Origin of the sequence: Actinoplanes campanulatus, from assembly GCF_014647795.1 — a bacterium.
GTDB classification, from domain to species: Bacteria; Actinomycetota; Actinomycetes; order Mycobacteriales; family Micromonosporaceae; genus Actinoplanes; species Actinoplanes campanulatus.
The window spans coordinates 86824-100113 of sequence record NZ_BMPW01000030.1 but is presented as its reverse complement, the minus strand read 5'-3'; the positions used below and the strand labels follow the sequence as shown (position 1 = coordinate 100113).

Here is a 13290-nt window from a genome sequence, read left to right as displayed (position 1 = left end):
CGACCAGACGGGACACCGTGTACCGGTCGTGGAACTCCGACATGTCCAGCTGGATCAACGCGTCCTCGGAACCGAACAGGAACTCCGCGAGCGCCTTGGACAACTCCGTCTTACCGACACCGGACGGGCCGGCGAAGATGAACGAACCGGACGGCCGCTTCGGATCCTTCAATCCGGCCCGGGTCCGCCTGATCGCCCTGGAGACGGCCTGCACCGGCTCGTCCTGGCCGATGACGCGCTTGTGCAGCTCGTCCTCCATGCGCAGCAGGCGGGTCGTCTCCTCCTCGGTCAGCCGGTGGACCGGGATACCGGTCCAGTTGCCCAGCACCTCGGCGATCTGCTCGTCATCGATCTCGGACACCACGTCCTGGAAGCCGAGCCGCTCGGGTGGCGTGCTCAGCCGGCGGATCCGCATCCGGGCGCCGGCCTCGTCGATCAGGTCGATCGCCTTGTCCGGCAGGAACCGGTCCGAGATGTACCGGTCGGCCAGCGTCGCGGCCGCGACCAGCGCCGCGTCGGTGAAGGTGACCCGATGATGGGCCTCATAGCGGGCACGCAGACCCTTGAGGATCCCGATGGTGTGCGCCAAGGACGGCTCACCCACCACGATCGGTTGGAAACGCCGCTCCAGCGCCCCGTCCTTCTCCACATACTTTCGCCACTCGTCGCTGGTCGTCGCCCCGACGGTCTGCAACTCGCCGCGGGCCAGCATCGGTTTCAGGATCGAGGCGGCGTCGATCGCGCCCTCAGCGGCGCCCGCGCCCACCAGATTGTGGATCTCGTCGATAAACAGGATGACGTCGCCGCGGGTGCGGATCTCCTTGAGCACCTTCTTCAAGCGCTCCTCGAAGTCACCGCGATAGCGGGAGCCGGCCACCAGCGCGCCGAGATCCAGCGTGTACAGCTGCTTATCCTTCAGTGTCTCCGGCACCTGGCCCTTGACGATCGACTGCGACAGGCCCTCCACCACAGCGGTCTTACCGACCCCCGGCTCGCCGATCAGCACCGGATTGTTCTTCCGCCGGCGGGACAGCACCTGCATGACCCGCTCGATCTCGCTCTCCCGCCCGATGACCGGGTCGAGTTTGCCCTCTCGGGCCTCCTGGGTCAGGTTGCGCCCGAACTGGTCCAGAATCGGCGACACCGCCGCGACGGCCGACGGCCGACCCTCCTCTGGCTCGCGGCCGAAACCGGCTCCGGTCACCGACTGGACGACCTGCCGGCGCACCTGATCACGGTCGGCGCCCATCCTGGCCAGCACCTGGGCCGCCACGCCGTCGCCCTCACGGATCAGCCCGAGCAGGAGATGCTCGGTGCCGATGTAGTTGTGGCCGAGTTGCAGCGCCTCCCGCAGCGACGTCTCCAGAACCTTCTTGGCCCGCGGGGTGAACGGGATGTGCCCGCCCGATGGCTCCTGGCCCAGGCCGATGACCTCCTCGACCTGCTGCCGCACCGCCTCCAGCGAGACACCGAGACGCTCCAGGACCATCGCGGCGACGCCCTCGCCCTGACGGATCAGACCCAGCAGGAGATGTTCCGTGCCGATGTGGTCGTGGTTGAGCGTCCGCGCCTCTTCCTGCGCGAAGACGACAACCCGACGAGCCCGGTCGGTGAATCTTTCGAACATGACCATCACGCCCTCAACGGGCACCCACGTCACCCGCAAGACGGACGGCACATCAGCGCACCGCAGCGGAACAGAACGCGCTGAGTCGAGGACTCTTGGCCACATCCATGGTCGACGTGGGCAGCCACACGAGGCTCGGGCGGGCGCTCCGCCCATCACGATCCTAGCGGCCCGGCGCGCTTCCTGCCTCCCCTCATTCCAGGGACGACGGTCACCGGGTCGTCTGATGTGGGCCTCAGCGCGCCGGTGGGCGGGCCGGCTCGATGACCCACGCGGCGAGCAACCGCAGCGCGGTCTGGGAGGGCGAGCCGTCCTCCACGGTGTGGACGACCAGTGCCTGGTCCGGGTCGTCAGGCAGCCGCAGCGTCTCGTATCCCAGTTCCAGTTCGCCGACGATCGGGTGCCGGTAGGCGTACCCGCCATGGGTTTTGTCTTTGATGTCGTGCGCGGTCCAGGCCGCGCGGAAGTCGGGGCTGGCCGTACAGAGCTCGTCGACCAGCGCCCGGGTCTTCGGGTCGTCCAGGTGCCTCGCCCCGCCGAACCGCAGGTAGGAGGTGACATCGCGGAGTTTGGCGGGCCAGTCGGCGTAGAGGGTGCGCATGCCCTCGTCGAGAACGATCAGCCGGGCCAGGTTGCGCTGGCCGGGGTCGAGGGCTCCGAAGTCGGTGAGCAGGGCGGCGGCGAGATCGTTCCAGGCCAGCACGTCGGTGTCACGGCCGATGATGTAGGCCGGAACATCCGGCACCGACGCCAGCAGCCGCAGCAGCCCCGGCCGGACCCGCTCGGGCCGGGCCGGTCCTGGATCGGTGTGCGGCCGGGCCAAACGGTAGAGGTGGTCGCGCTCCAGCGGGTCGAGTCGTAGGGCACGGGCGACCGCGTCCAGCACGGCCGCGGAGAAATGCAGGCTGCGGCCCTGTTCAAGGCGGACGTAATGGTCGACGCTGACCCCGGCGAGCCGGGCCAGCTCCTCCCGCCGCAGACCCGGGACCCGGCGCTGGCCGCGGTCGCGGGGCAGACCGAGTTCGTCCGGGCTCAACCGGGCACGCCGGGACCGGAGGAACTCACCCAACTCGGTACGCCGTTCCAAGGTCATGTCGCCAGTATTCCGTGCGGGCGCGGGCGTTGCCTGGTCATGCCGTGCCTAGGCAGCGCACGCTCCTGGCTGCGCCCCTGGGTCTGGGCGAGGGTTACCGGCATGACCGATTCCACTGTGCCCACCCGTCCGCTCGGCGCCACGGGGATGGAGTTGTCCGCCACCGGCCTCGGGGCCTGGGTGATGGGCGGCAGCGACTGGGAGTACGCCTGGGGCCCGCAGGACGACGCCGACTCGATCGCCACCATCCACCGGGCCGTCGAGTCCGGGGTGAACTGGATCGACACCGCGGCCGCCTATGGGCTGGGCCACTCCGAGCGGGTCGTCGGCCGGGCCGTGGCCGGCCTTCCGGAGAACGATCGTCCCTATCTGTTCACCAAGGCCGGCCTGGTCTGGGACGATCCGCGGCAGCGCCACATGCCCCCGCGCAAGCTGATGACCGCCGCGAGTGTGCGCCGTGAGCTGGAGGATTCCCTGCTCCGGCTCGGCGTCGACCACATCGACCTCTACCAGGTGCACTGGCCCGGCGACGGCCGGCTGCTGGCCTTCGGCGACGATCCCGGCTCCGAGCCGGTGGATGCCACCCCGCTGGAGGATTACTGGCAGACCATGGCCGACCTCCGGCAGGAGGGCAAGGTCCGGGCCATCGGCCTCTCCAACCACGGCGTCGACGACCTGCACCGGGCCGAGAAGGTGGCGCACGTCGACGCGATCCAGCCGCCCTTCTCGGCGTTGGCCCGGCAATCGGCCGACGAGATCACCTGGGCGGCCGGCCACGGCACCGGGGTCATCGTCTACCAACCGATGTACTCCGGTCTCCTGACCGGCGCCTTCGACGCGGCGCGGGTGACGGCGCTGCCGGAGAACGACTGGCGGCGCGGGCATCCCGACTTCACCGCACGCCTGGACCGCAACCTGCTGGTGGTCGAGGCCCTGCGGCGGGTGGCCGCCCGGCACGGCGTGCCGGTGGCGGCGGCGGCCGTCGCCTGGACGCTGGCCTGGCCCGGGGTGACCGGCGCGATCGTCGGCGCCCGGCGCCCGGCGCAGATCGCCGGATGGTTCCCCGCTGCGGGTCTCACCCTGACCGACGCCGACCTGGACGAGGTGGCGGCCGCGATCGTCACAGCCGGGGCGGGCTCCGGCCCCAGCCGGCCCTGACCCCGCGACCAGCCCACCCTGACCGCGGCCGGCCCGCGGTCGGCGGCCGCCGTCCGTGGGCACGGCTACCCCATCCCGCCGAGCCACGCGACCGCCTGGCCATGCACGGCCGCGACGCTCCCGCCGGGCTGGTCCGGGCCGGCAGCTCGAACGAAGCGCTCACCGCCGAGCACGCGAAGCAGGCGCAGCTGCTCGAAGTTACGGCTACCCGGCTGGGCGGTGTAGAGCATCAGGTGCTGGTCCTCCGCCGGGGACAGCAACTGCTCGCACTCGAGGTCGATCATCCCGACGCTCGGATGTTTCAGCCGCAGCCGGCCGGTGCGCCGCACCCCGACCTCGTGCCGCCGCCACAGCTCGTCGAACTCGGTGCTGACCTGCCGCAACCGCCGCACCAGGTCGGACACCACCGGATCATCGCCACGACGGGCCGCGGCCGCGCGCAGATCGGCGGCGTGCACCCGGCTCCAGTGGTCGCGGTCCTCCGGAGGGTACTCCTCCCGGTGGGCGGGGTCGGTGAACCACCGCCAGACGATGTTGCGGTCCTCCTGCCGGGTCGGGCAGACACCTCCGAACAGCGCCTCGGCCAGGCTGTTCTGCTCCAGCAGGTCGCCGATGTCGGTGAGGATCTGCGCCGGGGTGTCGACGAGCCGGTCGAGCAGGAACAGCAGACCGGGCCGGACGCGATCACCCGCCTGCCGCCCGGCGGGTGGGCGGTGACCGGCGAGCAGGTAGAGGTGGTCACGCTCGTCCTCGGACAACCGCAACGCGCGGGACAGCGGGGCCAGCACCTGCGTCGACGGCTGTGGGCCGCGTGCCTGTTCGAGGCGCATGTAGTAGTCGGCGGACATCGCGGCGAGCATCGCCACCTCCTCGCGGCGCAGCCCTGGCGTGCGCCGGCGGCCGTCGTCGGTCAGGCCCACATCGGAGGGTTTGAGCCGCTCCCTGCTACGGCGAAGGAAGTCAGCGAGTTCACGGCGATCCATGCCGGCAATCATCCCGCGCGGCCCCAGCCATAGCCATGGATCGCTGGTCCTAGGCAGGGCGATCCGATTCTAAGCCTGCCCGCACGCTGCCAGAGTCGAGCCGTCCCCGACATCCACACGAAGGAGCGGCCAGATGTCACGATTTGTCAGCTTCACCCGGTTCGGCGGAATCGACGTCCTGGAGGTGATCACCGCCGAGCCGGGCGATCCCGGCGAGGGCGAAGTGCTGGTGGAGGTCCGTGCCGCGGGCCTGAACCCGGTCGAGTCCGCCATCCGCGGCGGGTTTCTCGAGGCGGTCTATCCGACCACCTTCCCGGCCCGGCAGGGCAGGGACGTGGCCGGTGTCGTCAGGTTCGTCGGGGCCGGGGTCACCGGCTTCGCCGCCGGCGACGAGGTGATCGGCCTCACCTCCGTTCCCGGCACGCATGCTGAACACGTGATCGTGCCGGCCGCCCAGCTCGCCGCCCGGCCGGCCGGGGTCGGGTGGGAGGTGGCGGGCGCTCTGCCCACCGCGGGCGCCGCCGCGTACGCCGCGGTCCACGCCGTGGCCCCGGCTTCCGGTGACACCGTCGTGGTGGCGGGGGCGGCCGGCGGCGTCGGCTCCCTCGCGACCCAACTGGCCCGGTTCACCGGCGCGACCGTGATCGGCCTGGCCGGGCCGGCACACCACGACTGGCTGCGCGACCACGGCATCGTCCCGGTCGCGTACGGCGACGGCGTCGAGCAGCGGATCAAGGAGACCTCCGGCGGTCGGGTCGACGCGTTCATCGATGCGTTCGGCGCGCCCTACGTCGAGCTGGCCCTGTCCCTAGGTGTGCGCCCGGAGCGGATCAACACGCTGGCCGATTTCGCGGCCGCCCGGGAGCACGGCGTCCACGCGCGGGGCAGCAACCACGTGTCCGTTCCCGAGGTGCTCGCCGACCTGGCCGCCCGGCACGCCCGGGGTGGCCTGGACATTCCGGTGGAGGCGGCCTACCCGCTGGATCGGGTCGTCGACGCCTACCGGCACCTGGAGCGCCGCCACACTCTCGGCAAGCTCGTCCTGATCCCGTGAGGGTGAACAACAGCGGCGGGAATGCTCACGGAAGCTGACAAGGATGCCGATTTCGTACCGGTACGGCTCTCTACGCTTGGCGCCCGGTCCAGCGAGAGGAAGAACGCCCAGTGGACACCGTGCTCAGCGAGGTCGGCCGGCAGACCCTGCAGCTGTCCTATCCCGACGAGGTGGACGAGGTCGAGGCCGCGCTGCGCCGCTTCCGCGGCAGCGCCCGCCGGAGGCCGAAACCGCCGGTCGGGATGGGTGTGGAGCTGCTGCCGTTGGCGGACTACGTGATTCCGGTGCTGGCCGGCCTGTTCGGGATCGCATCGGGCCGGATCGCGGAGCGGGCCACCGATGCCCTGACCGACCGCACCAGGGCGCTGCTCGCCGATTTGCGCGACCGGCCGGGATCGGGAGCGGGGCCGATGACGCCCGAGCAGGAGCGGGAGGTGTTCGAGTCGGTCCTGCTCAGCCTGGAGGGGAGGGTCAGTCCGGAGGAGGCACAACGGGTCGCACACGGGGTGATCGGCGCCCTTCGGATGCGCTCGACCGGTCGATGACCGAAGCGGCACCGGCCCCGCGTTCACACGCCCGCGTCCCGTCGCCCACCGGCGGCCAGTACGTACTGCTCATGACCGTTCTGGTCGCCACCGGCACCTATGCCGGCATCCTCGTCTTCTTCGAGTTCTTCGGCGTCACCTGGCAGGCCGGCGTCCATGAGTGTCTCGCCGGCTTGGACCCGCGCCCGCTGACCGACACGGAGCTCTTCGCTCAGCAACAGCGTTTCGTCGCCTGTACCGCACCTCTGGAGCGTCCGCGGGCGGTGGCAGCACTGACCGGCGGGGCGGCGGTTCTGGCTCTCGCTCTCGGTCTGGCCCTGGTGCTTCCCCGGGTCTACCTGCGGCGCCTCGGTGAGCTGCGGCCGCCGCCGCCTCGATGGCCGGAGACGATGGCCCGGATAGCGCCCGCCTTCTTCCTCACGGCGCCCCCGCGGGTGTGGTTGGGCCCGGGCGATCTGCTCGAGGCGTTCACCATCAAGCGTGGCCGGACGCCCGAGGTGATCATGCCGGCGGGCGCACGCCGAAGATCCGACGCCGAGGTCGCCGCGCTCCTCGGGCACGAGGCCGCGCACGTTGCCGCGGGCGATGTCCGGCTGGTCTGGCTGACCCGGGGCATGCGCTGGGCTCTGCCGATGGTGGCCGTCCTGCCGTTGCCCCAGGTCGTCCTCTGGCTGGTGACCATTCGCGAGATGTCGCCACTGGACTGGCAGGCGCTGTGGATGTGGGTCGGGTACACCGCGCGGACCATAATGCTGCTGTTGGCCGCCTGGGTGCTCGCGGCCCGGATCAACCGGGCCCGCGAACACGAGGCGGATGCCCTCACCGCCGCGGCCGGCGGCCGTGCCGGCCTCGCCGCTCTGCTCAGCCGAGCCCCGGACGAGCCGGTGCCGTTTCGCGAGCGGATCTCGGCCGCACATCCCTCACACGCCAGGCGCAGGCGCTTCATCGACCGGACGGACGGCGCGGCGCCGTACGGCTGGCCCGATGAAATGATCGCCGGGATTCTCGCGACGACCGTCCTGGTGACCTCCTACCAGGTGACGAACCCCGGATTGGTCGGGACGCCGATCGGCGGCTGGATCAACATGATCGACGCCGGGCTCGCCGGGTTGCTGATCACGGCCACCTGCGGAGTGTCCTGGTGGCGCCAGGCCCATCGCCATCCCGTGATGGGGTGGCGCCGCCAGCGCCCGGTGCTCGCCATGCTCGCGGGGGCACCGATCGGCATGCTCACCGGCGTGAGCCAGACGGGCGCCAACGGCGCAGCGGGGTCGTACATCAACTGGTGGAGTCTGCTGACCGTGCCGCTCGCGGTCGCGTCCGCCACGGCGATCAGTGTCAGTTTGGCTCACCGGTGGGCCGGAGACCGGCGGCGAGCGGAGCTCCTGACACCTGTGCTGGTCAACACCGTCCTGTTCGGGCTCGCCTACTGGTTGGGCAGCGGCGGATCGATCACCTTCGTCCAGCACGGTCCCGGAAAGTTTCTGCTGATCGCGACCACCGCGCCGTGGGCGCCGTTCCTGGCCGCCGCGCTCGCTGCCGGCGCGATCTTCGCGTGGCGGATGCCTCATCAGCGAAGGCCGCTGCTGTCCTCGGCAGTGGCCGCGGCAGCCTCCGCTACCATCGTGCGCCTGCTGGCTCCACGAGCCGTGGTGCCGGAAGAGCCGAACGCGGACGCCTGGATCGACATGTGGTCGGCAGCGGCGGCCGGCCTCGCCGTCGTCCTCGCGGTCCTGGTGCTGGCCCGCGCCGAGGACTTCGCCGCGACCCTGTACGCATCTCTGATCGCCACTGTCGCCGTCTCGGCGGCGTTCTACCTCCATCGGTTCGGCGAGTGGGCGTTTCCCGTAGACCGGGCCGTCCACGTGGTGGTGTACCCCCTCGCGGTCCTGGCCACCGGCATCGCCGTGGTCGCTCTGCTCCTGCCATTGCTGCCCACGCGGGCCCGCCGCTCAACGACACGAGCATGGCCTCCCGCCGTGCTGGCAGCCGGCTTCGCGGCCGCCATGACCGCTGGCCTGATCCACGTCGCCGCCGCGCTGCACTACTCGGCGCTCGTTTACACGGGCTGACGTTCACCATGTGGACATCAACGGACTTCACTTTGTTGAGGGTGGTGAGCTTGGCTGAGATTCATGACCGAACTGTCCCGGAGGTCGCTGCTGGTCGGCAGCGGCGCACTCCTGATGCTGGCCAGCACCCCCGGCTCCGCAGAAGCCACCACCACGGGCGTCGCCACGAGCGCCGCCCCGATCCGGGCCACCGGCGCCGCCCGGGCCTCGGCGATCAGCCAGGGCACCACCCTGTTCCACGCCGACCTGCACAACCACACCCTCATGTCGGATGGCGACGGCGATCCGGCGAAGGCGTACGAATCGATGCGATCCGCTGGGCTGGACGTAGCGGCCCTCACCGACCACGCCACCCTGTTGTCCATCAACGGCCTGTCGCGGTCCGAGTGGACGCGGACGGGGCAGCTCGCCGACGCCGCCGACAATCCCGGGATCTATACGGCGCTGCGGGGCTTCGAGTGGTCGCATCCGCTGCTCGGGCACGTCAACGTCTGGTACACGGGCGCGTTCACCGACCTGGGTGGCTCGCCCGGGATGGCCCGGCTCTACGACTGGATCAGCAGGACCGGCGGCATCAGCGGATTCAACCATCCGGGTCGCGAGATCCTGCGGTTCAACGACTTCGCCTACAACGCGGCGCTGCGCGAGCAGATGGTCGGCCTGGAGATGTTCAACCGGGGTGACGACTATCTGTTCGACGGCTGGTCGAGTGGGCAGAGCTCACCGCTGAACGCCTGCCTGAACGCGGGCTGGCGGACCGGGCTGACCGGAGTAACCGATGAACACGGCACCGAATGGGGCTATCCGGAGGGCAAGGGCCGTACCGGCGTGTGGGCGGTGGAGAACACCCGCAACGGGGTGCTCGCCGCGATGCGCGAGCGCCGGTTCTTCGCGACCCGGGTCAGTGGTCTTCGGGTGGACGCGACGGCTTCGGGCGTACGGATGGGTGGAAGTCTGCCCTTCGCCAAGGGTGACGTGCGGTTCGTGGTCGATCTCGACCGCGGTCCGGAGTGGGTGGGTAAGCCGCTGCACCTCCAGGTGTTGCGGCCGGGATCGCGCGCGCCCGAGGTGGCCGACGTCGTCGAGACGGAGGCGGGGCGGGTCACCGAGTTCACCGTGCCGCTGGATGCCGCGGACGGTAGTTGGGTGGTGCTGCGGATCGCCGATCCGTCGCAGGCCAACGCATCCCCCGGTCCGTCCGGGCACCCGTGCAACGACTGGGGAGTCGCCTACACGAGCCCGTGGTGGCTCACCGCGTGAACGGCAGACGTGATGGTCACCCGCCCGGGCGGGCACGACGCAGGATCCCTCCACGGCAGCGATCGAGGTAACCGCTCACGGGGCGCTTCAGAACCCGGCCGCCCGGACGGGCGCAACACGCGGAAGGCCATCACGGCGGGGATCGAGGTGGCCGCTCACGGGGCGAAGCGTTCCAGGGCCCGGTAGGCGTAGGCGAGTGTCTCGGCGTCGCCCGCCTCGATGGTCGCGTCGGCGAGTTTGATGGCGTGGGCGTCGCCGTTGTCGGCGGCGTATGCCATCAGGTCTTCCGGCCTGATGCCGGGGCGCGGCGTCACCGGTCTCGGCTGCTCCGGGGCGTACGCCGAGGTGACCGCGGCGGTCGCGGCCCATGCGGCGGCGAGGCTCGGCAGGTGCAGCGCGCCCGGCAGAGCGGGCAGGGTGCGCAGCACCGCGGTCGGGGCGGTGGCGGCGTGCACCAGCATGACCGGGTTGGCGTAGCCGTAACCCGCCTGCCGGACGACCGCTGCTTCGATGATGGCGAGAATCCGGTCGTGCACGGTGTTCTCGTCGACGGCGAGAAGCCGCGCCGCCGACGGAATCTCGCCGACGGCCAGCGGCTCGGCGGGCACCGAGTCGCGGCCGTTCAGGAACGGCACGGCAGGAGAGCCGGACGGTGCCGGAGAAGGGCCGGTGGGTAACCCGGACGATGCCGCAGAAGGGCCGGTGCGAGAGCCGGACGATGCCGCAGAAGGGCCGGCGGGGATCCGCTTCTCTCGGCCGGTGGGGACGTCGGGCCAGGCCGGGAGATCGGCGAGCTGGGCCAGCCGGGAGCGGATCCCGAAGCGCTGGTCCGGCACGCGCGGGACCGCGTCCAGGGCGGCGCGTGGGTCGGTCGTCCGGTATGGGCCCGAACCGGGCAGGGCCATCGGTTGCCAACGGGCGGCCCAGTAGGCCAGTGCCTGCCCCAGTTCGGCGACACGGCCCGCAGGCGGGCGGAATGCGGCGAGCGAGGAAGCGGCCGCGGAGGAAGACGGCGAGTAGGGCGAGGCTGCATCGGAAGCGACCCCTGAGGAACTCCGGGGGAGAGCAGACGGAGCGGGGCCGGGGAGATCGGAGGGGAGTGCCGGGTCCGGCGGGGTAAGGACGGCTGGGGTGAGGGAGGCTGGGGTGAGGGAGGCTTGGGTGAGGGCGGCTGGGGTAGGGAGGGCTGGGGTGAGGAGGGCGCGGACCGCGTGGCCCACCCGGATCACGCCGTGGGTGGCGCCCGCGGCGATGCCCGGCAACAGCCGCGGCCACCAGCGGGCCAGTACGTCGGGCCACGGGTCCATGGTGATCTCGCGTTCGAAGAAGTTCAGCCAGTCGCCGGTGCGGGTGGGATCGCCGAGCGCGTCCCGCCACTCGTCGGCGACGATCGGGCTGATGCCGCGCGGGCGAGGCTCCAGGTTGCGGCGGTAGTCGTCGAGCCAGCGGTGCACCCGGTCGGCGTGGCCGTGGTGGATGAGGGCCTCGGCCGCCATCGGCGCGTGGTTGGACAGCCAGCCGTCGAACTCCGGCCCGGTGTCGCACAGCCGCTCGTACACCTCGTCAAGGGTCGCGTTCGCCATGGTGACGAGCCTGCAACCTGAACCACGGTAGAGGTCAATACCGGCTAATGTGGGCGGGGTGCAGCAGATCAACAGCCGTCTGATGAACTGGGCGAGCCTCCTCGAGGACGAGACCCGGCGGCAGGCCGAGCTGGCGTCGCAGCTGCCGTTCATCCACCCGCACATCGCGCTGATGCCGGACGCGCATCTGGGCAAGGGCGCCACGGTCGGTTCGGTGATCCCGACCCGTGGCGCGATCATCCCGGCCGCGGTCGGCGTGGACATCGGCTGCGGGATGGCCGCCGTCCGGACCCGCTATCACCGGGATGACCTGCCGCCGAAGCTGAGCACGCTGCGTACCTCGATCGAGCGGGCGGTGCCGCTGTCGGCCGGGTCGAACAACCAGAGGCTGACCGATTCGGCGCGCGAGCGGGTGGGGCGACTGTCCGCCGAGGCAGCGAGGGCCGGTTTCGACCCGGGCCGGTACGCGAAGAACTGGGAACTCCAGCTCGGCTCGCTGGGCAGCGGCAACCACTTCATCGAGGTGTGCCGGGACGAGTCCGGGACGGTGTGGCTGTTCCTGCACTCCGGGTCGCGGGGCGTCGGTAACAAGATCGCGAGCCATCACATCCGGGTGGCGCAGGAGTTCGTCACCCGTGGCGGGATCAGCGTGCCCCATCCGGATCTCGCCTACCTCGTGGAGGGCACCGAGGAGTTCGACGTCTACCTGCGGGAGCTGCGATGGGCGCAGAACTTCGCACTGGTCAACCGGGACGAGATGATGGACCGGGTGATCGCCTCCTTCGCGGAGTTCGTGGGCGGGCCGGTCGACGAGGTGGAGCGGGTGCAGTGCCACCACAACTACACCGAACGGGAGACGCACTTCGGCGAGACGGTGTGGCTGTCCCGCAAGGGTGCGATCAACGCGGCCCGCGGGGTGCCCGGTCTGATCCCCGGGTCGATGGGCGACGCCTCGTACGTGGTGGTCGGCAAGGGTGACGCCATGTCGCTGAACTCGTCACCGCACGGCGCCGGGCGGGCGTACTCGCGGACGAGGGCACGCAAGACGTTCACCCGGGAGCAGCTCCGGAAGGCGATGAAGGGCATCGAGTTCCGGGACACCGACGCGTTCCTCGACGAGATCCCGCAGGCGTACAAGCCGATCGACGTGGTCATGCGGGATGCCGCCGACCTGGTGGAGATCCGCCACACGCTACGCCAGCTGGTCAACGTCAAGGGCGATTAGAATGCCGGTATGGCCGAGGTCGTCCTGTTCCACCACGCGCTGGGGCTGACGCCCGGTGTCACCGCTTTCGCCGACGACCTGCGTGCCGCGGGTCACGTCGTGCACACGCCGGACCTGTTCGAGGGCGAGACCTTCGCGACGCTGCCCGAGGGCGTTCGCAACGCCGAGCGGATCGGGTTCGGTGAGGTGATCGAGCGCGGCGTCCGCGCGGTTCGGGACCTGCCGGCCGAGCTGGTCTACGCCGGTTTCTCGCTCGGCGTGCTGCCCGCGCAGAAGCTGGCGCAGACCCGGCCCGGCGCCCGTGGCGCGCTGCTGTTCTACTCCTGCGTTCCGGCGTCCGAGTTCGGCACGGCGTGGCCCGACGACGTGCCGGTCCAGATCCACGGCATGGACCGGGATCCGATCTTCGCCGACGAGGGTGACCTCGACGCGGCCCGTGACATCGTCGCCCGGAGCAAGTCCGCGGAGCTGTTCCTCTACCCCGGTGACCAGCACTATTTCGCCGACCTTACGCTGCCGTCCTACGACCGCGAGGCCACCACCCTCCTGCTTCGGCGGGTGCTCGACTTCCTGGACTGATCGGCGGAGGGCTCCGTCCCACCTGTTGTGGAGCGCTCCCACACGGCGGCGCCCGGGCGATATGCTGCGGCCGCACGCTGCCGAGAAGGCTGCCCGCCGCCGAAAGTCTGG

At 70.9% G+C, this 13290-nt stretch carries 11 protein-coding genes; 7 read left to right on the top strand and 4 right to left on the bottom strand.

All coding sequences use genetic code 11. The features are described from left to right. Positions 1–1627, bottom strand: a 1627-nt coding sequence (locus IEZ13_RS40555) for an ATP-dependent Clp protease ATP-binding subunit (protein ID WP_189285771.1), incomplete at its 3' end; no start/stop codon positions are given. A gap of 235 nt (positions 1628–1862) precedes the next feature. Continuing rightward, a complete protein-coding gene (locus IEZ13_RS40550) occupies positions 1863–2720 on the bottom strand; it encodes a helix-turn-helix transcriptional regulator (protein WP_183226818.1) in 858 nt (285 codons plus the stop codon). A gap of 102 nt (positions 2721–2822) precedes the next feature. Between IEZ13_RS40550 and IEZ13_RS40545 the strand changes: the two genes are divergently transcribed. After that, positions 2823–3878 carry an aldo/keto reductase gene (locus IEZ13_RS40545; RefSeq protein ID WP_183226819.1) on the top strand — a complete coding sequence of 352 codons (1056 nt, stop codon included), beginning with the start codon at positions 2823–2825 and terminating at the stop codon, positions 3876–3878. Positions 3879–3943: 65 nt separating this feature from the next. On the opposite strand, the gene IEZ13_RS40540 is transcribed toward IEZ13_RS40545, so the two are convergent. Beyond that, positions 3944–4861, bottom strand: a complete 918-nt coding sequence (locus IEZ13_RS40540; protein ID WP_183226820.1) for a helix-turn-helix transcriptional regulator — start codon at positions 4859–4861, stop codon at positions 3944–3946. 133 nt (positions 4862–4994) lie between these two features. On the opposite strand from IEZ13_RS40540, the gene IEZ13_RS40535 reads away from it, so the two are divergent. From IEZ13_RS40535 to IEZ13_RS40520, 4 genes are all read left to right on the top strand, one after another. Then, entirely contained in the window at positions 4995–5915 is a 921-nt protein-coding gene (locus IEZ13_RS40535) for an NADP-dependent oxidoreductase (protein WP_183226821.1), read from the top strand. Between the two features lie 110 nt (positions 5916–6025). Then, positions 6026–6460, top strand: a complete 435-nt coding sequence (locus tag IEZ13_RS40530) for a hypothetical protein (protein WP_183226822.1) — start codon at positions 6026–6028, stop codon at positions 6458–6460. 71 nt (positions 6461–6531) lie between these two features. Further along, positions 6532–8532 carry a M48 family metalloprotease gene (locus IEZ13_RS40525; RefSeq protein WP_183226823.1) on the top strand — a complete coding sequence of 667 codons (2001 nt, stop codon included), beginning with the start codon at positions 6532–6534 and terminating at the stop codon, positions 8530–8532. 63 nt (positions 8533–8595) lie between these two features. Next, positions 8596–9792: a CehA/McbA family metallohydrolase gene (locus tag IEZ13_RS40520; protein ID WP_183226824.1), complete on the top strand. Its 1197-nt coding sequence runs from the start codon at positions 8596–8598 to the stop codon at positions 9790–9792. A 155-nt stretch (positions 9793–9947) separates the two neighbouring features. On the opposite strand, the gene IEZ13_RS48235 is transcribed toward IEZ13_RS40520, so the two are convergent. Continuing rightward, complete coding sequence (locus IEZ13_RS48235; protein WP_183226825.1) at positions 9948–11375, bottom strand: questin oxidase family protein; 1428 nt, start codon at positions 11373–11375, stop codon at positions 9948–9950. Between the two features lie 58 nt (positions 11376–11433). On the opposite strand from IEZ13_RS48235, the gene IEZ13_RS40510 reads away from it, so the two are divergent. Both IEZ13_RS40510 and IEZ13_RS40505 read left to right on the top strand, forming a co-directional pair. Then, positions 11434–12600: an RtcB family protein gene (locus IEZ13_RS40510; protein ID WP_183226826.1), complete on the top strand. Its 1167-nt coding sequence runs from the start codon at positions 11434–11436 to the stop codon at positions 12598–12600. Positions 12601–12609: 9 nt separating this feature from the next. After that, positions 12610–13179, top strand: a complete 570-nt coding sequence (locus IEZ13_RS40505) for a dienelactone hydrolase family protein (RefSeq protein WP_183226827.1) — start codon at positions 12610–12612, stop codon at positions 13177–13179. Positions 13180–13290: the final 111 nt, after the last annotated feature.

Coding starts and splice junctions, on each gene's coding strand:
- IEZ13_RS40545 (WP_183226819.1), top strand. CDS start 2,823: ATGACCGATTCCACTGTGCCCACCCGTCCGCTCGGCGCCACGGGGATG.
- IEZ13_RS40550 (WP_183226818.1), bottom strand. CDS start 2,720: ATGACCTTGGAACGGCGTACCGAGTTGGGTGAGTTCCTCCGGTCCCGG.
- IEZ13_RS40505 (WP_183226827.1), top strand. CDS start 12,610: ATGGCCGAGGTCGTCCTGTTCCACCACGCGCTGGGGCTGACGCCCGGT.
- IEZ13_RS40535 (WP_183226821.1), top strand. CDS start 4,995: ATGTCACGATTTGTCAGCTTCACCCGGTTCGGCGGAATCGACGTCCTG.
- IEZ13_RS40540 (WP_183226820.1), bottom strand. CDS start 4,861: ATGGATCGCCGTGAACTCGCTGACTTCCTTCGCCGTAGCAGGGAGCGG.
- IEZ13_RS48235 (WP_183226825.1), bottom strand. CDS start 11,375: ATGGCGAACGCGACCCTTGACGAGGTGTACGAGCGGCTGTGCGACACC.
- IEZ13_RS40525 (WP_183226823.1), top strand. CDS start 6,532: ATGACCGTTCTGGTCGCCACCGGCACCTATGCCGGCATCCTCGTCTTC.
- IEZ13_RS40520 (WP_183226824.1), top strand. CDS start 8,596: ATGACCGAACTGTCCCGGAGGTCGCTGCTGGTCGGCAGCGGCGCACTC.